This is a genomic window from Pasteurella atlantica, assembly GCF_963693435.1.
GTDB classification, from domain to species: Bacteria; Pseudomonadota; Gammaproteobacteria; order Enterobacterales; family Pasteurellaceae; genus Phocoenobacter; species Phocoenobacter atlanticus.
In genome coordinates this window covers 1,485,225-1,503,156 of sequence record NZ_OY856306.1, presented here as the reverse complement: position 1 = coordinate 1,503,156, position 17,932 = coordinate 1,485,225, and the positions used below count along the sequence as shown (strand labels likewise).

Here is a 17,932-nt window from a genome sequence, read left to right as displayed (position 1 = left end):
AAATACCCTTTTTTTAGTATGTTTTGTAACTTGTTGATAATTAAATAATTTTAAAAAAGCTAAAAATAAAGGTATTTTATGCGATCAATCCACCATCAACAAAAACTCTTTTAACTGCTTAATCTTATCCCTTGTGGCAGCGGCTTTTTCAAATTCAAGATTTTGAGCGAACTCTCGCATTTCGGCATCCAATTTTTTGAGATCTTTTTCCAGAGCTTTGCGAGTTTTTGGAATATAAGCGGTAGGATTTTCTTCTACTTTTGCAGATTTTTTATTTCGTTTTGTTTTATTACTTTGCCCAATATCTAGCAATTCACTGACTTTTTTATTTAAACCTTGTGGGGTAATACCCAGTTTTTCATTGTGAGCTTGCTGTTTGGCTCTACGTCTTTGGGTTTCGCTGATGGCTTTTTCCATTGAGTTGGTAATTCTATCGCCATATAAAATTGCTTTTCCGTTTAAGTTTCGAGCTGCACGACCGATGGTTTGGATTAGTGAGCGTTCAGAACGTAAAAAGCCTTCTTTATCAGCGTCTAAAATGGCGACAAGCGATACTTCTGGAATATCTAAGCCTTCACGTAATAAGTTAATTCCAACCAGTACATCAAACATTCCCATTCGTAAATCGTGGATAATTTCCACACGCTCAACGGTGTCAATATCGCTGTGTAAATAACGTACTCGCACACCGTGTTCATCAAGGTAATCCGTTAAATCTTCCGCCATTTTTTTTGTTAAAACCGTAACCAAAACACGTTCTTCTACTTCGGTACGTTTATGAATTTCTGAAAGTAAATCATCGACTTGGGTTGCCACAGGGCGAACTTCAATAATAGGGTCGAGCAGTCCTGTTGGACGAACCACTTGTTCAACCACATCGCCATTTGATTTTTCCAATTCATAGTTACTTGGGGTGGCGGATACGTAAATGGTTTGTGGTGCAAGGGCTTCAAATTCTTCAAACCGTAGTGGGCGATTGTCTAATGCAGAAGGCAAGCGGAAGCCATATTGCACGAGTGTTTCTTTACGAGAACGGTCGCCTTTATACATTCCTCCAATTTGCGGCACGGTCACGTGAGATTCGTCGATAATTAGCAAACCGTCAGCAGGCATATAATCAAATAATGTTGGCGGAGCTTCGCCCTCTTTTCTGCCTGAAAGATAGCGAGAGTAATTTTCTACGCCTGAGCAGTAGCCGAGTTCGTTCATCATTTCAATATCAAATTGGGTGCGTTGTGTCAGGCGTTGTTCTTCAACAAGTTTATTTTCTTTGATCAGATATTCACGACGTTCAACAAGTTCAGCTTTGATTTTTTCAATCGCCTCTAAAATACGCTCACGAGGTGTGGCGTAGTGGGTTTTAGGGTAAACGGTATAGCGTGGCATTCGCCCTAAACTTTGTCCTGTTAAAGGATCAAATAGGGATAAATTTTCAATTTCATCATCAAACAGTTCGACTCGTAACGCCTGATCGTCCGATTCCGCAGGGAAAATATCAATCACTTCGCCACGCACTCTGAACGTACCTCGTTGAAAGGCTTGATCGTTTCTAGTGTATTGCAATTCGGTTAAACGAGATAAAATTTCACGCTGATTGATGATCTCGCCTACTTGTAGATGCAACATCATTTTAAGATAAGCATCAGCGTCCCCCAATCCATAAATCGCAGAAACAGAGGCTACTACAATCGTATCTCGGCGTTCAAGAAAAGATTTGGTAGCCGAGAGTCGCATTTGTTCGATTTGCTCGTTTACGGACGCATCTTTTTCAATAAAGGTATCGCTCGCTGGCACATACGCCTCTGGCTGGTAATAATCATAATAAGACACAAAATATTCAACGGCATTTTCAGGAAAAAAGGCTTTCATTTCAGCATAAAGTTGTGCCGCAAGGGTTTTATTTGGCGCGAGTAGCATTGCAGGGCGGTTTAAGTCTGCGATCACATTTGCTATGGTAAAAGTTTTACCTGAACCCGTTACACCCAGTAACGTTTGATGAACTAAACCGTCTTCTAAGCCTTCTTTTAGTTTTGCAATGGCTTCAGGTTGATCCCCTGCTGGTTTAAAAGGACTATGTAAAATAAAAGGCTTTTGTTTTTGCATATTGTTTTTGAGTCATAAAAAATAGAATAAAGTATTGCGTTAGTTTAACATAGCACAGGCGTTTGATTCACTAAATTTAGACATAAAACACTGTTATAAAAAATATACAAATTTTTAACAAGAAGTTACCGCTATCGATATTTATTTAAAAGTCCAAAATCAAAAGGTGTCCATAAACTGGCTTTTAAACCACTTTGTTTAAATCCATTATTTGCCCAACTATTACAGGTGTTAAACATTGAATAGCTGCCTTTCGCTTTGTAAAAATAATCCCTAAATGTATAACCTTTATCTTTGAGTAATACTTTCTTCCCTGCGTTATCAGTGATAAATGAATTTGCAATATAATGATTTAATTTTTGTAATTCTGCTGTTGTGACTTTCACTTCCACCCAATTCGGGGATGTTTCTTGGTATCGAGTAACGTGCAATAATGCGGTACTTTTAAGGAAAATGGCTTTAAATACCGTTTTGAATGTGAGATCTTTCCACGTCGGCGTATTGAGATAAAAATTTTCATCGCCCCAACCAAAAGCTAAATAGCGATCCGTAGGATAATATTCGATATCAGACAATAGCGATGGACTCACCCCCTCTTTAGGCAACACAATATCCAAATGAATGCCATTACTCGTTAAATAAATAGATTGATTTGGAGTAGAGAAGTGATTAGTTCGTTCAACGGTAATTGAACCTAAAATAAGGGAAACAACGATATAGGTAGTAAGAATAGATAAGAAAGTTAAAATAAGTTTGCGTAGTATTTTCATAAAGATACCTTTCTATTAATGATAAGCTTATTTACAAATAGCGTTAATACTTTATCTAAAACTCACACTATGTCAATGAAGACGTGCTTTTGTAATGTTATTTTTGCGACCTTTATCGAGAAAATAAGGTTAAATAATTTAATCATTTATTTTTACGGCACAATATAAAACGGTTGCCTTGTGTAGTGTTGTAGGCTACAATTTATTATAAGTAAAGGTTGTGTATAATGATTATTTCATTTAAACATAAAGGGCTAGAAAAGTTTTATAAAACGGGAAGTACAGCAGGGATTGTAGTTGCTCATTCAGGAAAATTAAGACGTATTTTAGCAAGATTGAATAGTGCGACTTGTCCAACAGATATGAATGTACCAAGTTTAAATTTACATCAATTATCTGGTAATTTAAAAGATCATTGGAGTGTTAAAGTAAATGGAAATTGGCGAGTTACTTTTAAAATAGAAAATGGACACGCACAGGTTGTTGATTATCAAGATTATCATTAAGGAGAATAAATGCAGATGTATAATCCCCCTTATCCAGCAGAGATGATACGAGAAGACATTTTACCCGAACTTGGTTTGAGTGTTACACAGGCAGCAAAGCAATTAGGTATAAATAGAGTTACATTGTCACGATTGCTAAATGGCAAATCTGCAATAAGTGCGGATATGGCAATTCGTTTACATAAATGGTTAGGGGAGAATAGTCCTAGCCCTGAAAGTTGGTTACATCAACAAGCCACTTATGATTTATGGGTTGCTGAGCAGAAACAAAAAGATTATCAGGTTACGCCTATTAATATGAGTTGTGTTTAGGATATAACAATTAAAGAGACATCTTGGATAAGATTAATTCATAAATTATATTATCCAAGATGTCTCTTTATTAAATTTGCAAATTTTTATAAAACCACACCGCTTAATTTACAATATTTTCAATAAATCCACCAAACTATCCAACACATAATCTGCTTTTGTAATACCTTCTTCTGTTAATTTATGCCCTGTTCTAACAAGCACTTTGGTTTTAACGCCTGCATTCTCACCTGCAAGAATATCACTTAGCTTATCACCCACAATAAATGACTGAGCAGGATCGATATTTAACTCATTAATTGCTTGAAGGAACATTCCTGGCTTTGGTTTGCGACAATCACATTCCTGTTTGTATTCACCTAAGGCTTTTTCAGGGTGATGAGGGCAGTAATAAATACCATCAAAATCAATGCCTTGTTCTGCTAAAGACCAATCAAACCATTGAGTTAATTCTAAAAATTGCTCTTCTGTAAAAATACCACGACCAATACCAGATTGATTGGTAACTAAAACCAATAAATAGCCTTTTTCTTTGAATTTTCTTAAGGTTGGAATGACCCCTTCAATAAAATCAAAATCATCAATTTTATGAACATAATCATAATCTATATTTAATGTACCGTCACGGTCGAGGAAAATCGCTTTTTGTTTCATAGCATTTTTCCTTTTAAATAATCCATTACCACTTGATGATGTTCTTTAGTTTTAAATTTGCAAAAAACTTGTTCAATGATACCGCTTTCATCAATCAAAAAGCTGATACGATGCACACCATCAAAGGTTCTTCCCATAAATTTCTTCTCACCCCACACACCAAAGGCGTCGGCAACTTTATGATCAGGATCGGAAAGTAGCGTAAAGTTCAGTTCTTTTTTCTGCTCAAAATTAGCCAACTTTTGAGGTAAATCAGGGCTAATACCTAACACTGTCACGTTTAATTCATCTAATTCAGTTTTACTATCACGTAAACTACAGGCTTGTGTCGTGCAACCGGGTGTCATTGCTCGTGGATAGAAATAAACTAAGACTTTTTTACCTTTAAAATCTGTTAATGAGACTGCTTTTTCATTTTGATCTAAAAGTGTAAAAAGTGGGGCAGGGGAGTTGGGTTGTAGTATATTCATTTGGTTATCCTATAAATTAATTGTGCAATTTTACCACCTCCTAGCCTAGCTATATTCCCTCCTCCGTTTACGGGGGAGGGCTAGGGTGGGGGTAATAATTTTAATTCTACCACTATATTGTGATAAATTTAATGTTCTTTATAAAAAATCACTTTTTATGAACAATTATAGCTAGATTAATTTATTTTCCTTTTAATGCACAGACTGTTTTTTTACGATCAGTAGATGAAATCATCGAAGAGACAATAGCAATTCCATCAGTTTTTTTAAGTAAAACATCTGCTACATTTTGTTCATTTATACCTGCAATTGCAACCAATGGTTTAGTAATACCAGTTTCTTTAAGTTGATCTAAAAATTGTGTGCCTTTTGCTGAGCCTACATCTTTTTTGGTAAAGGTTTCATAAATAGGACCAACGCCTAAATAAGAAAGTCCATCTAAGTCATTAACACTTTGTGCAATTTCAAGGCTATTGCAAGATAAACCAATAAAACCAAGATGTGAAAAACGTTTAATGACACTTTTTATAGGTTCATCTTTTTGTCCTACGTGTACGCCATCAGCACCAACTTCAATCGCTAAATCTACATCATTATTCATTATAAAAGGAATCTGATAAGCTCGGCACAGATCACGACATTTTATTGCAAAAGACTTTATTTCTTCACGATCCTGTAACGAATATTTCCCTTTTTCTCGTAATTGAAAGCAAGTAATCCCTGCTTTTAGAGCGTCTTCTAAAATAGTGATTAAATTTCCAGTTGGATTGCCTTCAAGGTGGCGACAATCTTGTGTGCCAGCAACAAAATAAACTTGTAAAATGTCAGTATTAAATTTCATTTTCTTCTCCGTATGCCCAGTGATTAACAGGACCGTGTTGTGAACCTATATTAAGCGGATGACTAATTGCTGCACTAATAAATTGCTTCGCAGTTCGTACTGCATTTTCTATACTTTGTCCCTTAGCAAGTTCAGCGGTAATTGCAGCAGAAAGGGTACAACCAGTGCCGTGAGTATGTGGTGTGTCAAAACGTTTGGCTGTTAATGTTGTACAAGTACCATTATTAAAAAGCCAGTCATTTGATGTGCTTCCTGCAAAGTGTTCAGTATGCCCACCTTTAATTAAAACTGCTTTTACCCCCATATCTTGTAAAATTAAACTTGCTGTCAATGCTGTTTTTTCATCAACCACATCAATACCTGTAAGTACTTTGGTTTCAGGTAAATTTGGTGTAAGAACATCTGCAAAAGGTAATAATTTCTGTTTTAAGGCTGTAATTGCATTTTCTTGCAGTAGGGAAGTGCCACCTTTTGCAATCATCACAGGATCTAACACTAATTTTCCAAAATGATACTTTTGTAAAGCATTTGCTACACACTCAATCACATCAGCCGTACCAAGCATTCCTATTTTAAAGGCTTTAATATCAAAATCATCAGCAATTGCTTTTAGTTGTGATTCAATGGTTGTTAAAGGAATAGGATGAATATCAAAAACACCTGTTGTATTTTGAGCTGTAATTGCTGTAATAACAGACGTTCCAAACACTTTACGCATTTGAAAGGTTTTTAAATCAGCTTGAATACCTGCACCGCCGCCACTATCTGAACCTGCAATAGTTAAAACTTGATTAATTTTCATAACTTATCCTCGCATTTTTTCGTACCATTTCATCATTTAATGCACCAAGTGAGTTGATAAATTTCACATAAAAGTCACCTGTTTCTGTTAAATTTAGAGAAGTTGCAGCTATTTCACCTGCAATCGCATAAGCACAGCAACTATTGATAACAGCGGTAAAGTAATCTTTTTTATCTACAACACTTAAAAATGCACCACATACCGCACTTAATAAACAGCCAGAGCCTGTAATTTTAGGTAACATCGGTGTACCATTTTCAATTTTAGCCACTTGTTTACCATTACTGATATAATCAATTTCACCACTGATTGCGACAATACAATGATATTTTTGAGCAGCAATTTTGGCTATTTCACTTAAATCAGCGTCACCTTTCCCAGCATCAACTCCTTTGGCATTCCATTCAACACCAGCCAAATAGGCAATTTCACCTGCATTACCTCGAATAAGATCACATTTCACTTCATCAAGAATACGTTTAGCGGTATTTTTTCTAAATGATGTTGCACCTACCCCAACAGGATCAAAAACAACGAGAACATTTACTGAATTAGCCGTTTTTCCTGCCAAAATCATTGCCTGAATTTGTGGTTCACTCAATGTTCCCATATTGATAACCAAAGCATTAGATAAAGCAGGAAGTTCGTGCATTTCTTCTAATGAATCAGACATAATCGGTGAAGCACCTAATACCAACAAACCATTAGCAGAGAAGTTAGCCACCACAATGTTGATAATATTATGTATTAATGGATTTTGCTGACGTATTTTAGAGATTAATTGTGTTTCCATTCTATTTCCTTTTTAAAATTAATGTTTATAAGCACAAATTAACCAAAGACTAAGCCGCCATCAACAATCAGATTTTGTCCTGTTACGGCTCTTGCCCACGGACTTGCAAAGAATGAGACCGTATCTGCTAATTCATCAGGAGTAGTTACACTGCCTAAGGGAGTTGATTGAGCAATAAAATCAAATACTTCATCAGGTGTGCCTGAACTGGCATCTGTTGTTTTTAATAATCCCCCTGAAACCATATTGACACTAATACCTTTGCTACCCAAATCTTTGGTAGCAGTACGGGTAAGTGCCAATAATGCTCCTTTTGCTGATGTATAGTCGTGATACGGCACCACAGGATTTTGAAATAAGTTCGTACCAATTGTAATAATTCGACCAAAATGGGATTTTTCCATATATGGAACAACTGCTTGTATCATATTTAATGCGCCAACTACTGCTGTTTTATGTTGTTGCAGTAATCTTTCTTCAGTTAAACTTTCAATAGTGTCACGTAAATCACCATTAAAACGATAATCAGCAAGGGCGTTATGCACTAATGTTGTAGGCTCTCCCAATTTTTCTATCACTGTTTGTAACATTTGAGCAATACTTTCTCTATCTCTTACATCTCCTTGTACTGCAATAGCGTTATTGCCTAATTCGTCAGCAAGTAATTCAGCTTGTTCTTTACTATTACGGTAATTAATGGCTACTTTTGCCCCCTCTCGAGCAAAAGATTTTGCAATAGACGCACCTAAACCTCGCCCAGCACCAGTGATAATAACAACTTGTTCATTTAGTGTTTTTACATTTGACATAAATATTCCTCTCAGTCATTTAAAGTGTAATAAATTTAATTGAAAATAGCCGAGAGAGTAGTGTTTGAAAAACAGAAACAGAGCAGTGCTTGATCGAAATTAAGTATGAAGTAGTATAAGCTTGTAAGGTACAAGCCACTATATGAATAGAGAAAATGATAGACATATTAACCTACTAAATGTAAGTTAATAAGCATCATAACTATTTGAAAATAAAATTGAAAAGATAAGAATTTCATTCTAGTTTCCTACGTCAGTGCTAACTGTTTCAGGTTCAACGGGTATTTCTCAGCTTGTTACAGCACCCCGACTAAATTCTGCGTCATTATAGTGAATTAAAGTGTGATTGCAAGAGGTTTATTGTAAGGGAGTATATTTGTAAATTTTAAATGGGATGTGACCGCTATATTCTATTGGCTTTTAATATAAGTAATTGATATATAAATATATTATTGTGTAAGCAGGGCATAACCTGTCTATTATGAAATATTAAATTTGTAAATTTTTGATTTGATCTACCCGCTATATTCGAGACTGTCTCCTAAACTGTGTAACTGCACTTTAGTTAAAAATTGTCACAAAACTGATAGTATTCAGAAAATCCAGCAGACATACACGAATGCCAAAACATTATTGGATAAAAAATTTTCTCTTCCTTACTCCATTCTGATGGCGGTTTATGTCTTATATTTTCATCAATTAAATTAACCCAATCACTTTCATCATTTTCTTTTAGAAATTTCAAATCAAATTTATTCATTATTTACCTCCTTTTTATTACTTCTTTTATTTTATATTTTTGAACGTTTCATCTTATTTTCAAATATATCAATATAATGCGCTATATTATATGCTGTACCTGTTTCTTCAATAGCTCCATCTATTTTACTTACAATATAAGGTGCATTTCCTGCAAGCTGATATGAAAAATCTTGTGTTTCAATGTATTTTTTGGACTGATAAAAAAACACCCAACAAAATTTGCTTTCTATGGTAGCTTCTTCAAGAATAACAACTTGATCTTTAAAATCACTTTTTAATAATTTTTCTATTTTGTTTTGTGCGTATTGTTTCGTTATCATTTTATTCCTTCTTCTTTTTTACATTGACGAATAGCAGAGTAGAGTAGGATTAAACTTCCAAATATATGTATCTACATTGTTGTACATTTATTTTTAATTTCTTTCCATAATTCTCTTATATACAAAGTTATTTCCCAACAATCTGACTCTTTATAACCCCAAAAACACCAATAATAAATGGTGTATTCGTGAATATAAAAATCTTGGTTAATGATAGGTTTTAAAATACGCCAATTTTTGTCAAATTCTTCTTGATTTTCAATTTCATCCAACGCTTGAAGCATCATTTCCATTAAAACAAACTTTTTATCTTCATCTGTCTCTTCTTTATAAGAACTAAAAAATTTTCTATATCTTTTGGGTTAGCAACTTCATACGCCCAATCTTGCATACCTTTATGACAGGGATAATTAAACTTAATTGATAATTCTCTAATTGCCTTTTCTGTTCCATATCTAAATTGGGGTTCTATAGTGTTCATTCTTGTAAATCCTCATCAATTATTTGTTTGATATTTTTATTTTGCTTTGTTACAAAACAAATAGATAGCGGTTAGATTTTAATAAAAATTTGCAAATTATTTATTTACAAAAATCCCATTAATCTTTTCTTCTTAGGTTTATTTGGTTTATTAAATTGTACAAATTCTTCCACTTCATCATATTCGCCCGTTTCATTGGCATAATCTAGCACATTTTCGACCAATTTAAACCAATGGAGTACCGTTGAATTTGTGGTGGCAATCACTCCAAGTAAATCTTCCATCACAACGTCACGCTCTTTACCTGTTTCAAGAATTTCATCTAAAACGACTTCCGTTGTTTTATCGACAATCCCTTTTATATCTGCACCAGAATAGAAATTTGTTTCTTGGGCTAACTTGCCGTAATCAATATCTTTATGGGGAATGTTTTTTAAGAAAAAAACTCAAAAAATTTTGATAACACTGGCTCAGATAGATTTATAACAGAATTTAATTTGGTATATACTATGACTCAATATTATATAATTAAGGGGATTTATGTTTATTTTAGATATTGATGGTTGTATTACCGATGGAAAAGGACAACCTATTGATCTCATTTCTTTAAACCAATTAAAACAGCAAATACACAAAGCAGAGCGGGGAACAATGTTATGTACTGGACGTTCTGCACTTTATGTTGAAGCGATTGCACAAATGTTGGATTTAAAAACTTGGTGTATTTGTGAAAATGGGGCTTATATTTACCATACAGAAACGGAAGAGATTATTTATAATCCTAATATAACACCTGAAACAAAACAGCATTTAAAAGAAATTCAAGAAATTTTAACGATATCACCTGAGTTTACCAATATTTCTAAACTTGAATTAGGTAAAGAAATTTGTATCAGCTTAAATCCAATCGGCATAAGTATTGAACAACTATATAGCCTAATTTTAGATAAAATTGATCTGAAAGGAGTTAATATCGCACATTCAACAACCGCAGTAGATATTACGCCCCTTAATATTAACAAAGAAAATGCGTTGTTATGGCTAGCTGAAAAATTTAATATCAACCTTAAAGAGTCCGTTGGAGTAGGGGATTCAATGGGTGATTTTGGTTTTATATCACTTTGTGGGTATAAAGCTTGTCCGAATAATGCTAGTCAGCAAATAAAAGATATTGTTGATTTTGTTGCAGAGTCTTCAAGTACGAAGGGGTTGGTTGAGATTTATAAATACAATACATTGAATATATGGTTTTTAAGCTAATAAAATATTAGATTTGTAAATTTTGAATTTAATATCACCGCTATATTTCATAGTAAAATATAGCTCATTGATTAATAAATATATTGTGGGAGAGCTTTAGTAAACATAATTTGCGTATATGCTCCCGATCTTTAATTTATTACATTTTTATAGTCGGTTATTCCATTCGCTACATAGTACTAATCATAATTATCAATCTTTCAAAAAAATCGTTAAAAGCTCATTTAAAAATAATTTCCCCTTATGGGTAATTTGCCAGTGGTTAATGGTGTCTATTATATAGCCTTTTTCAATGGCTTTTTCAATTTCTAGCGTGACACTGTTTCGATTTAGTCCTGTATATTGTTCAAATTCTATTTTAGGTGTAGCTTCGAGCAAACGAAAGCGGTTCATAAAATATTCAAATGATCGGTCATCAATTTCTATTTGATTTTCTTCATATAAATAGTCACCACGCATATAGCCTTTAGGATGTTTGGTTTTGTTGAAACGATAAATCTCACCATTAGAATAACTGATTTTACCGTGAGAACCACAACCTATCGCAAGGTAATCACCAAATCGCCAGTAGTTTAAATTATGTTTACATTGAAACCCTTTTTTTGCATAAGCAGAGGTTTCATATTGCTCATAACCTGCATTCGTTAAAATTTGATGCCCTTGTTCAAAAATATCCCATAAATCATCGTCATCAGGTAACGTAGGTGGGCGATAATAATATAAGGTATTCGGTTCAATAGTCAGTTGATACCAAGATAAATGAGGCGGGGAGAGTTCAACGGCTTGTTTTAGATCGCTTAATGCTTGATCTACAGATTGATTGGGTAAACCGTGCATTAAATCCATATTAAAACTTTTTAAACCAAATTTTGCAGAATGTTGTGCAAATCGTACCGCTTGTTTTGCCTCATTACCATCGTGAATACGTCCCAATTTTAATAATTTTTCAGGCTCAAAGCTTTGAATACCCATAGAAAGACGATTAACACCTGCTTCTGCATAACCAATAAATTTTTCTGCTTCTGCCGTACCGGGATTTGCCTCTAAGGTAATTTCAATATTATCATCAAAATCAATTAACTGCTTAATTTCATTGAGTAAATAAGCAATAGATTGCGGTGAAAACAGACTTGGCGTTCCCCCTCCAATAAAGATAGAGTGTAGTTTACGTTGTTGTATTGCACTTTGATGACGGATTAGATCCTGATGTAAATCTTTTAACAAATGCTGAATATAATCCTCTTCGGGAATAATCCCTTTTTGAGCATGTGAGTTAAAATCACAATAAGGGCATTTTTGCACACACCAAGGGATATGGATATAGAGGCTTAAAGGAGGAAGAATAATGTTCATTAAAAAAGTTTATTTTATAAAAGGATAATTATACACAATACGGGGTATGACGTCCTAGTTTTATCCGTACTTAATTCAATGCCAGATATTTTTTATTCCTTCACATAATAATTTCTAAAATCAATAGGTAAAAGTTTGCGGTTGCCCTAAACTTGCTCTGTAATAAACTCAAAAAGGCATTGATTATCCCAGTCTAAGATGATAAAAATAGACTATCTTTTATAACAAAACATTTATAGAAAATAAAGAGAGCAAATATGGCACAAGTTTATAATTTTAGTGCAGGTCCTGCAATGATCCCTCAAGCGGTTTTACAACAAGCACAGCAAGAGTTGATGAATTGGAATAATTTAGGGGTTTCGGTAATGGAAGTGAGCCATCGAGGGAAACCTTTTATGGAGTTGGCAGAGCAGTCTGATAAAGATTTAAGAGCCTTATATGGTATTCCTGATAATTACTCAATTCTTTTTTTACAAGGTGGTGCAAAAGGGCAGTTCTCGGCTATTCCGATGAATTTAACCAAGAAAGGTAAGGCATTATATTTAACAAGTGGTCATTGGTCGAAAATGGCAGCAGCAGAAGGGCGTAAATATACCCAAGTCACAGAAGTTGATATCTTAGATCCTCAAAGTGAAAAAACAGCGGTAACAGAGTTAGATTTTGAAAATGTGGCAGAGCAGTATGACTATGTACATTATTGCCCGAATGAAACTATCAGTGGTGTAGAAATTTTTGACGTACCAAAAGTAGGGAATGGCGTGTTAGTGGCAGATATGTCTTCTACTATTCTTTCCCGTCAAATTGATATTTCTAAATTTGGGGTGATTTATGCAGGGGCGCAAAAGAATTTAGGTCCATCAGGCATTACCATTGTGATTATTCGCAATGATTTGATTAGCACAGCAATGCCAAACACTCCACAAGTTTGGGATTATGCGGTTCAACAAAAAGCGGATTCAATGATTAATACGCCACCGACTTTTGCGTGGTATCTCTGTTCATTAGTGTTTAAACATTTATTAGCCTTAGGTGGCGTAGGAGAAGTTGAAAAACAGAATATCGCTAAGGCTCAAAAGCTTTATGATTTTATTGATCAAAGTAAACTATTTTCAAATGTTGTTTCTCCTCAAAACCGTTCTAGAATGAACGTGACATTTGTCACAGGCAATCCTGAGTTAGACACAAAATTTGTGGCTGAAGCATTGGAAAATAACTTACAAGCGTTGAAAGGACATAAAGTACTGGGTGGAATGCGAGCCTCTATCTATAACGCAATGCCAATAGAGGGGGTTGATGCGTTGATTAGCTTTATGAAAGAGTTTGAAGAGCGTTATAGCTAATTCGCGTAGGGGCGTGATTAGCAAACGCAGTTTGCGTATATCCGCCCGTTGCTCGATATAAACTAAACGCCCATAAAAAGTCATTCTTGCTGATTCGGATAATGCGACATCTGGAGCATTATTATAAGCAAGTACCGATAGCATTCGAGTTTTATCGCCAACAGTAGGTATAACCCTATGTATTGAATTACGCCCACGAAATAGTATTAATGTGCCTGCTTCTGGCGAGATTGATTTTGCTGGAATTTTGCCATCAACAATTTTTTATTAACAATAGCTTGCAACCTTTTCATCATCATTATTACTCCTTTCACTTTACCTAGATGACCAAATTGGTATAACTTTCGAGCATAACGCAATCTTAACTAAATCACAATAAAATAAAATAGCAACAAGATTAACAATTTGGTAAGATGAAAGCAGTTAAATTTACAACAATAATAGTTTAAAGATAAACCAGTAGAGTATTAAATGAATAAAATTTATAAAAATATCTCAATAGTTTTAACAATATTGACAGCAGTCTATATGATGTCGATGATCTTTTTAGGGATTTCATTAATTGGCTTTTGGACGGATATCATCTGTTTAATGCTTCTTGTTTATTTCACCTTTAAAGAACGCTACAAAATTGAAACAGGTGTTGTTAAAGGCATTGTCTGTTTTATTAACACCTTGTATTCGCTGATTATTTTAGTTTATTTTATCGGTGCGATAATGAGTACTTTTTATAGAAATGATAGTTTTTATTTTATAAAAGTAGATGACAGACTATTTAATGCCTATGTGTATCGTCCATTTACCCTTCCTCCAAGCAGTGATACATTGATTATTAGTGAAACCTCTCTTTTCTATCCTTTTTTGGAAAGAAGAAAATGGTATAACAGAAAATTTATTAATTTTGAAGTCATAGAAACAGATGGAACGGGAACAAAAGAGGAAAAATTAGATAATTTAAAACGATATATTCAATATAAGATTAAGAATGAAAATACAGATTAATTCTACAAAAGAGTAATAAAATGAAAAAACTACTCATATTATCCACCACATTATTGTTATCAGGCTGTCAATTACTATTCAATGGCAGTGAGGTACGCGACATTCTGACAAAACAATTTTCGTATCATAGCATTGCAGTGGATAAGGAAGACCCACGCTATTTTAGGCTTACTTTTTGGTCAGATCGTGATTTACGCCAGCCTTTGTATAAGGATATTCGTAATATGCAGTGTTATGTAAAAGACAAGCCTAAAATCACAAAGCGAGATTGGACACATTCCCAAGAGGCAATGTACGCCTTGACGGATAAAAATTCTGTAAAACCCTATAATAATGGATTTCTTTATACTACAAGTTTTACTTATAACGAGGAGTTTATAATTCAGAGCAAAGAAGAAGAGGAGAAATTTATAGATGCTTGTGGTTGTTCTACCTATGAAGATCACTCATTACACGCCCAACATATACAAGAAAAAATTATCAAGCAATTACAACCTGCTGATAAGCAATTAACCTGTTCATTTATGCACGTGCCATTTTTCTCAATGTTTATTTATATTTCATCGCCGATGATTATCCCCAAAGATGATTTATTGCGAGTATTTGAGGAACAAAAACAATTGCACAGAGTAACGGAGTAAATAATGATAAAAAAATTTAAATTTAGCATAATTGGTTTAATGGTAGTTGCTTTTACTTTTTTGGCAATTTTTTATTTTCCTGAGGGAATTTTAAATATCAAACTTATTCCTGTTGAAATAAAAAATCAATTTTTCATCAAGTATTACACGGTTTTATATGGATATTATGTTTTGCTACTTGCTCTTATGAGCGTTTTATTTGGAATTTTATTTTTAGTTTTGATGTTTTTTAGAAATATTTGTAAGTGGCTTTTGGTCGTTTTTCTTATCTTACATATAGCTTTATTTTCACTCCAACTAACAAGTCCTTATCTGAGCAAAGAGTATTTAGATGGCAAGGTGTTTCGTTATACTGATGTTTTGGGAGAAAATCCTTCTCCAGATATGAAAAACTTTTCTATAAAACGAGTTTTTTATGTTAGATTTAGTAAAGGATTTGCTTACTTTTATGAACAATCAAGCGAAGAATATTTTGCTAAAAAATCCCATAAAAAGAATTTAAAATTTAAAGCAAAATACACTGTTGAAATCAAAGATAATGAGCAGTTTATTCATTTTGGCAATAAAGTATTAAAAGTAGCAAACCCAGAAAAGCTTTATTACCCAAATATAAAACCTAGTTTATTATTTTCTTCGTATGAGTTAATGAGTGAAAATAAAGAGTAAACCTAAAAGAGATTATCACAATGATTAAAAAACTAATAACATTTATCCTAATATGCTGTTCATTTTCAGCATTTGCACAAAATAAAGAAACGTTATTTTATTTTACTGACAATGCAAAAGATAAAATAGGCGTAAAAGATCAAAATGGTAATATTATTATTCCAGCGGAGTTTCTCAATTATAGTGGCACTGAAGATGGCACAGTGGTTGAAGATACCTTATTATCCTTTGTAGGCTGCCCTAAAAACATTAAACAAGAGCCACATACTTTTGGCTGTGTGTTTAATCGTAAAGGAGAGTATCTATACCAAACATTTTGGTACGATAATGGAGCAGATTATCGAGTGGAGGGCTATCAACGTATTGTTAAAAATGGCAAAATTGGTTTTGCAAATAGAGAGGGGGAAATTGTTATTCAACCTCAGTTTGATTTTTCCTCACCCTTTAATTATGGTTATGCCAGTGTTTGTGATGGCTGTTATTGGAAAAAAGCAGGAGAAGATCATAAAACAGTCGTGGATGGGAAATGGGGCTTTATTAATAAAAAAGGGGAAAAGGTTGCTCCCTTATCTAAACCAATTCAAGAGAAAGATGTAAAAATTCACGAAAATTATTACCCTTATCCTTTTAATTATTCAGAAAAAGAGCAGAAAATACTTAACGTCTTTCAACAAAAAATGAAACTATTGGCTGATATTTACTACGTTAATGTGTATTCATTAGCTAAACCAAAAGTTTTACACTTTGAAATTGTTGAACGACCGAGTAAATATTTTCCTTTTTATCTTGTGTATAGTTACGATAACCGCAAAATCCCTACTGATGGTGAGTTTTTAGTTTCACAAGATGGCAAATCAATTTTTGCTGTTGCATACAGCGGTAAGAAAATACCTTTTACAGAATGGTTACAAAAACAAACTCAAGCAGCAAGAGAATATCAACAAAAGCATAGCGATAACCCAAATAAATTTATTGAATGATTTAAGCGGGTAGATTAAGAGAAAAATTTGCAAATACTTGTAGATTTAAAGAGGATAGTTGAGTTTAATAAAAATGAACTTTTTAAGCATAAAAGACTAAAATACACTAACTCCAAATGAGAGTATTTTTTATTTACTATTTCATATACCTAAATTATTAGTAATCATTAAAGAGAAAAAATGAAAATATTTAAACAAGTAACAGCAAATAATATTGAATTAAAACCATACCCTTTCAAAAAAGAATTGGCAATGGAGGCTTATCTTATAGAAAATGAAGATATTTTAACGCTTGACCAAGAAAATTTTACAGAAGTAGCTATACTTGATGAAGAAATTGCTTTAAAAAAAGGAAGAAGAAATAGAGATGGGCGAATAGATATTCTAGCATCGTATGGTGCTGAATATTTAAGTATCGTCGAGCTTAAACTAAATGAAATTAATATTGAATCATTAAAGCAATTAGAAGATTATTTAGATGAAAGAAAGCAAATTCTTGAAATAGGAGAATATTGGGAAAATAATCAAGAACCAAAATGGATTGGTGTTTTAGTTGGAACATCAATAAGTGAAGAGTTACAAATAAAATTAAGAAATGGTTATAAATATAATGACGAGATACCAATAGCAGGAATAGTTTTGAGCAGATACAGGAGTGAAGATAATAATATATTTGTTATTTCAGATACCTATTTTTCTTTCAATTATTCAACAAAAGATTATTCAAGATTTATCTTTAAATCTAAAATTCTTAATAAAGCCCAGTTGGTTAATGAAGTTGTTAAGGCTTATGTTGAAGATAATCCTAATGTCACTTTTGCTGAATTAAAAAGTGTATTTCCAGATAAATATCAAAAAAATTATGGAATATTTGATAAATACGCTAAGGCTTATAATATTTATTCTGAATCAGGATATAAAAGGTATTATATAAAAGATGTTCAAACAATTAACTTAATTGATGAAAAGATAGCAACTTGTAATCAGTGGAATTCGCATAGCATTGCCAGTTTTATAAAGCTAGCAAAAGAGTTAGGTTATAGCATTGAATTGAAGTAAAAATTATA

General features: G+C 33.3%; 23 protein-coding genes and 1 riboswitch. Of the genes, 9 read left to right on the top strand and 14 right to left on the bottom strand.

The features are described 5' to 3' along the window. Positions 1-84: 84 nt before the first annotated feature. Both uvrB and U9966_RS07115 read right to left on the bottom strand, forming a co-directional pair. Complete coding sequence (gene uvrB, locus U9966_RS07120) at positions 85-2,103, bottom strand: excinuclease ABC subunit UvrB (RefSeq protein WP_306346993.1); 2,019 nt, start codon at positions 2,101-2,103, stop codon at positions 85-87. A 131-nt stretch (positions 2,104-2,234) separates the two neighbouring features. After that, positions 2,235-2,873, bottom strand: coding sequence for a TIGR02117 family protein (locus tag U9966_RS07115; RefSeq protein WP_306346991.1), 639 nt, complete (start codon positions 2,871-2,873; stop codon positions 2,235-2,237). Between the two features lie 227 nt (positions 2,874-3,100). On the opposite strand from U9966_RS07115, the gene U9966_RS07110 reads away from it, so the two are divergent. After that, positions 3,101-3,379, top strand: coding sequence for a type II toxin-antitoxin system RelE/ParE family toxin (locus U9966_RS07110; protein WP_090922676.1), 279 nt, complete (start codon positions 3,101-3,103; stop codon positions 3,377-3,379). Positions 3,380-3,388: 9 nt separating this feature from the next. Further along, complete coding sequence (locus U9966_RS07105) at positions 3,389-3,691, top strand: HigA family addiction module antitoxin (RefSeq protein WP_306346990.1); 303 nt, start codon at positions 3,389-3,391, stop codon at positions 3,689-3,691. 108 nt (positions 3,692-3,799) lie between these two features. Here U9966_RS07105 and gmhB read toward each other — a convergent pair whose 3' ends face one another. The 11 genes from gmhB to U9966_RS07050 all read right to left on the bottom strand — a co-directional run bounded on the left by gmhB (position 3,800) and on the right by U9966_RS07050 (position 9,907). Continuing rightward, the gene (gene gmhB / locus U9966_RS07100; protein WP_306346989.1) at positions 3,800-4,345 is read right to left on the bottom strand and encodes a D-glycero-beta-D-manno-heptose 1,7-bisphosphate 7-phosphatase; all 546 of its coding nucleotides are present in this window, start codon (positions 4,343-4,345) and stop codon (positions 3,800-3,802) included. Beyond that, positions 4,342-4,815, bottom strand: a complete 474-nt coding sequence (gene bcp, locus U9966_RS07095; protein WP_306346988.1) for a thioredoxin-dependent thiol peroxidase — start codon at positions 4,813-4,815, stop codon at positions 4,342-4,344. The genes gmhB and bcp overlap by 4 nt, the downstream gene beginning before the upstream one ends. Positions 4,816-4,996: 181 nt before the next feature. Beyond that, complete coding sequence (thiE, locus tag U9966_RS07090) at positions 4,997-5,656, bottom strand: thiamine phosphate synthase (RefSeq protein ID WP_306346987.1); 660 nt, start codon at positions 5,654-5,656, stop codon at positions 4,997-4,999. Further along, positions 5,646-6,458 (bottom strand): bifunctional hydroxymethylpyrimidine kinase/phosphomethylpyrimidine kinase, encoded by an 813-nt coding sequence (gene thiD / locus U9966_RS07085; RefSeq protein ID WP_306346986.1) that lies wholly within the window; start codon positions 6,456-6,458, stop codon positions 5,646-5,648. Before thiD ends, thiE begins: the two co-directional genes overlap by 11 nt. After that, positions 6,448-7,251, bottom strand: coding sequence for a hydroxyethylthiazole kinase (thiM, locus tag U9966_RS07080; RefSeq protein WP_306346985.1), 804 nt, complete (start codon positions 7,249-7,251; stop codon positions 6,448-6,450). Before thiM ends, thiD begins: the two co-directional genes overlap by 11 nt. 38 nt (positions 7,252-7,289) lie before the next feature. Beyond that, entirely contained in the window at positions 7,290-8,060 is a 771-nt protein-coding gene (locus U9966_RS07075; RefSeq protein ID WP_306346984.1) for a 3-oxoacyl-ACP reductase, read from the bottom strand. Between the two features lie 228 nt (positions 8,061-8,288). Further along, positions 8,289-8,379: riboswitch (TPP riboswitch) on the bottom strand. Positions 8,380-8,625: 246 nt separating this feature from the next. Further along, positions 8,626-8,820 (bottom strand): hypothetical protein, encoded by a 195-nt coding sequence (locus tag U9966_RS07070; protein ID WP_306346983.1) that lies wholly within the window; start codon positions 8,818-8,820, stop codon positions 8,626-8,628. A gap of 31 nt (positions 8,821-8,851) precedes the next feature. Continuing rightward, entirely contained in the window at positions 8,852-9,142 is a 291-nt protein-coding gene (locus tag U9966_RS07065; RefSeq protein WP_306346982.1) for a YrhB domain-containing protein, read from the bottom strand. Positions 9,143-9,213: 71 nt separating this feature from the next. Next, on the bottom strand, positions 9,214-9,435 hold the full coding sequence (locus tag U9966_RS07060; RefSeq protein WP_306346981.1) for a hypothetical protein: 222 nt from the start codon (positions 9,433-9,435) through the stop codon (positions 9,214-9,216). Further along, positions 9,435-9,623 carry a hypothetical protein gene (locus tag U9966_RS07055; RefSeq protein ID WP_306346980.1) on the bottom strand — a complete coding sequence of 63 codons (189 nt, stop codon included), beginning with the start codon at positions 9,621-9,623 and terminating at the stop codon, positions 9,435-9,437. Before U9966_RS07055 ends, U9966_RS07060 begins: the two co-directional genes overlap by 1 nt. Before the next feature lie 104 nt (positions 9,624-9,727). Then, positions 9,728-9,907, bottom strand: a complete 180-nt coding sequence (locus U9966_RS07050) for a hypothetical protein (protein WP_306348167.1) — start codon at positions 9,905-9,907, stop codon at positions 9,728-9,730. A gap of 256 nt (positions 9,908-10,163) precedes the next feature. On the opposite strand from U9966_RS07050, the gene U9966_RS07045 reads away from it, so the two are divergent. Beyond that, entirely contained in the window at positions 10,164-10,883 is a 720-nt protein-coding gene (locus U9966_RS07045) for an HAD family hydrolase (protein WP_306346979.1), read from the top strand. A gap of 192 nt (positions 10,884-11,075) precedes the next feature. Here U9966_RS07045 and hemW read toward each other — a convergent pair whose 3' ends face one another. Then, positions 11,076-12,236, bottom strand: coding sequence for a radical SAM family heme chaperone HemW (gene hemW, locus U9966_RS07040; RefSeq protein WP_306346978.1), 1,161 nt, complete (start codon positions 12,234-12,236; stop codon positions 11,076-11,078). Positions 12,237-12,493: 257 nt separating this feature from the next. Between hemW and serC the strand changes: the two genes are divergently transcribed. The 6 genes from serC (at position 12,494) to U9966_RS07010 (ending at position 17,924) form a co-directional block, all read left to right on the top strand. Continuing rightward, positions 12,494-13,576 carry a 3-phosphoserine/phosphohydroxythreonine transaminase gene (gene serC / locus U9966_RS07035; RefSeq protein WP_306346977.1) on the top strand — a complete coding sequence of 361 codons (1,083 nt, stop codon included), beginning with the start codon at positions 12,494-12,496 and terminating at the stop codon, positions 13,574-13,576. Positions 13,577-14,047: 471 nt separating this feature from the next. After that, positions 14,048-14,578 (top strand): hypothetical protein, encoded by a 531-nt coding sequence (locus U9966_RS07030; RefSeq protein ID WP_306346976.1) that lies wholly within the window; start codon positions 14,048-14,050, stop codon positions 14,576-14,578. A 20-nt stretch (positions 14,579-14,598) separates the two neighbouring features. Next, positions 14,599-15,219 carry a hypothetical protein gene (locus U9966_RS07025; protein ID WP_306346975.1) on the top strand — a complete coding sequence of 207 codons (621 nt, stop codon included), beginning with the start codon at positions 14,599-14,601 and terminating at the stop codon, positions 15,217-15,219. Positions 15,220-15,222: 3 nt separating this feature from the next. Beyond that, positions 15,223-15,885: a hypothetical protein gene (locus U9966_RS07020; RefSeq protein ID WP_306346974.1), complete on the top strand. Its 663-nt coding sequence runs from the start codon at positions 15,223-15,225 to the stop codon at positions 15,883-15,885. 20 nt (positions 15,886-15,905) lie between these two features. Next, positions 15,906-16,865, top strand: coding sequence for a WG repeat-containing protein (locus U9966_RS07015; RefSeq protein ID WP_306346973.1), 960 nt, complete (start codon positions 15,906-15,908; stop codon positions 16,863-16,865). 180 nt (positions 16,866-17,045) lie between these two features. Continuing rightward, entirely contained in the window at positions 17,046-17,924 is an 879-nt protein-coding gene (locus U9966_RS07010; protein ID WP_306346972.1) for a hypothetical protein, read from the top strand. Positions 17,925-17,932: the final 8 nt, after the last annotated feature.

Coding starts and splice junctions, on each gene's coding strand:
- thiD (WP_306346986.1), bottom strand. CDS start 6,458: ATGAAAATTAATCAAGTTTTAACTATTGCAGGTTCAGATAGTGGCGGC.
- U9966_RS07015 (WP_306346973.1), top strand. CDS start 15,906: ATGATTAAAAAACTAATAACATTTATCCTAATATGCTGTTCATTTTCA.
- U9966_RS07020 (WP_306346974.1), top strand. CDS start 15,223: ATGATAAAAAAATTTAAATTTAGCATAATTGGTTTAATGGTAGTTGCT.
- U9966_RS07065 (WP_306346982.1), bottom strand. CDS start 9,142: ATGATAACGAAACAATACGCACAAAACAAAATAGAAAAATTATTAAAA.
- uvrB (WP_306346993.1), bottom strand. CDS start 2,103: ATGCAAAAACAAAAGCCTTTTATTTTACATAGTCCTTTTAAACCAGCA.
- hemW (WP_306346978.1), bottom strand. CDS start 12,236: ATGAACATTATTCTTCCTCCTTTAAGCCTCTATATCCATATCCCTTGG.
- U9966_RS07105 (WP_306346990.1), top strand. CDS start 3,389: ATGCAGATGTATAATCCCCCTTATCCAGCAGAGATGATACGAGAAGAC.
- U9966_RS07055 (WP_306346980.1), bottom strand. CDS start 9,623: ATGAACACTATAGAACCCCAATTTAGATATGGAACAGAAAAGGCAATT.
- U9966_RS07025 (WP_306346975.1), top strand. CDS start 14,599: ATGAAAAAACTACTCATATTATCCACCACATTATTGTTATCAGGCTGT.
- thiM (WP_306346985.1), bottom strand. CDS start 7,251: ATGGAAACACAATTAATCTCTAAAATACGTCAGCAAAATCCATTAATA.
- U9966_RS07110 (WP_090922676.1), top strand. CDS start 3,101: ATGATTATTTCATTTAAACATAAAGGGCTAGAAAAGTTTTATAAAACG.
- U9966_RS07070 (WP_306346983.1), bottom strand. CDS start 8,820: ATGAATAAATTTGATTTGAAATTTCTAAAAGAAAATGATGAAAGTGAT.
- U9966_RS07045 (WP_306346979.1), top strand. CDS start 10,164: ATGTTTATTTTAGATATTGATGGTTGTATTACCGATGGAAAAGGACAA.
- U9966_RS07060 (WP_306346981.1), bottom strand. CDS start 9,435: ATGGAAATGATGCTTCAAGCGTTGGATGAAATTGAAAATCAAGAAGAA.
- serC (WP_306346977.1), top strand. CDS start 12,494: ATGGCACAAGTTTATAATTTTAGTGCAGGTCCTGCAATGATCCCTCAA.
- gmhB (WP_306346989.1), bottom strand. CDS start 4,345: ATGAAACAAAAAGCGATTTTCCTCGACCGTGACGGTACATTAAATATA.
- U9966_RS07115 (WP_306346991.1), bottom strand. CDS start 2,873: ATGAAAATACTACGCAAACTTATTTTAACTTTCTTATCTATTCTTACT.
- thiE (WP_306346987.1), bottom strand. CDS start 5,656: ATGAAATTTAATACTGACATTTTACAAGTTTATTTTGTTGCTGGCACA.
- bcp (WP_306346988.1), bottom strand. CDS start 4,815: ATGAATATACTACAACCCAACTCCCCTGCCCCACTTTTTACACTTTTA.
- U9966_RS07010 (WP_306346972.1), top strand. CDS start 17,046: ATGAAAATATTTAAACAAGTAACAGCAAATAATATTGAATTAAAACCA.
- U9966_RS07075 (WP_306346984.1), bottom strand. CDS start 8,060: ATGTCAAATGTAAAAACACTAAATGAACAAGTTGTTATTATCACTGGT.
- U9966_RS07030 (WP_306346976.1), top strand. CDS start 14,048: ATGAATAAAATTTATAAAAATATCTCAATAGTTTTAACAATATTGACA.
- U9966_RS07050 (WP_306348167.1), bottom strand. CDS start 9,907: ATGGAAGATTTACTTGGAGTGATTGCCACCACAAATTCAACGGTACTC.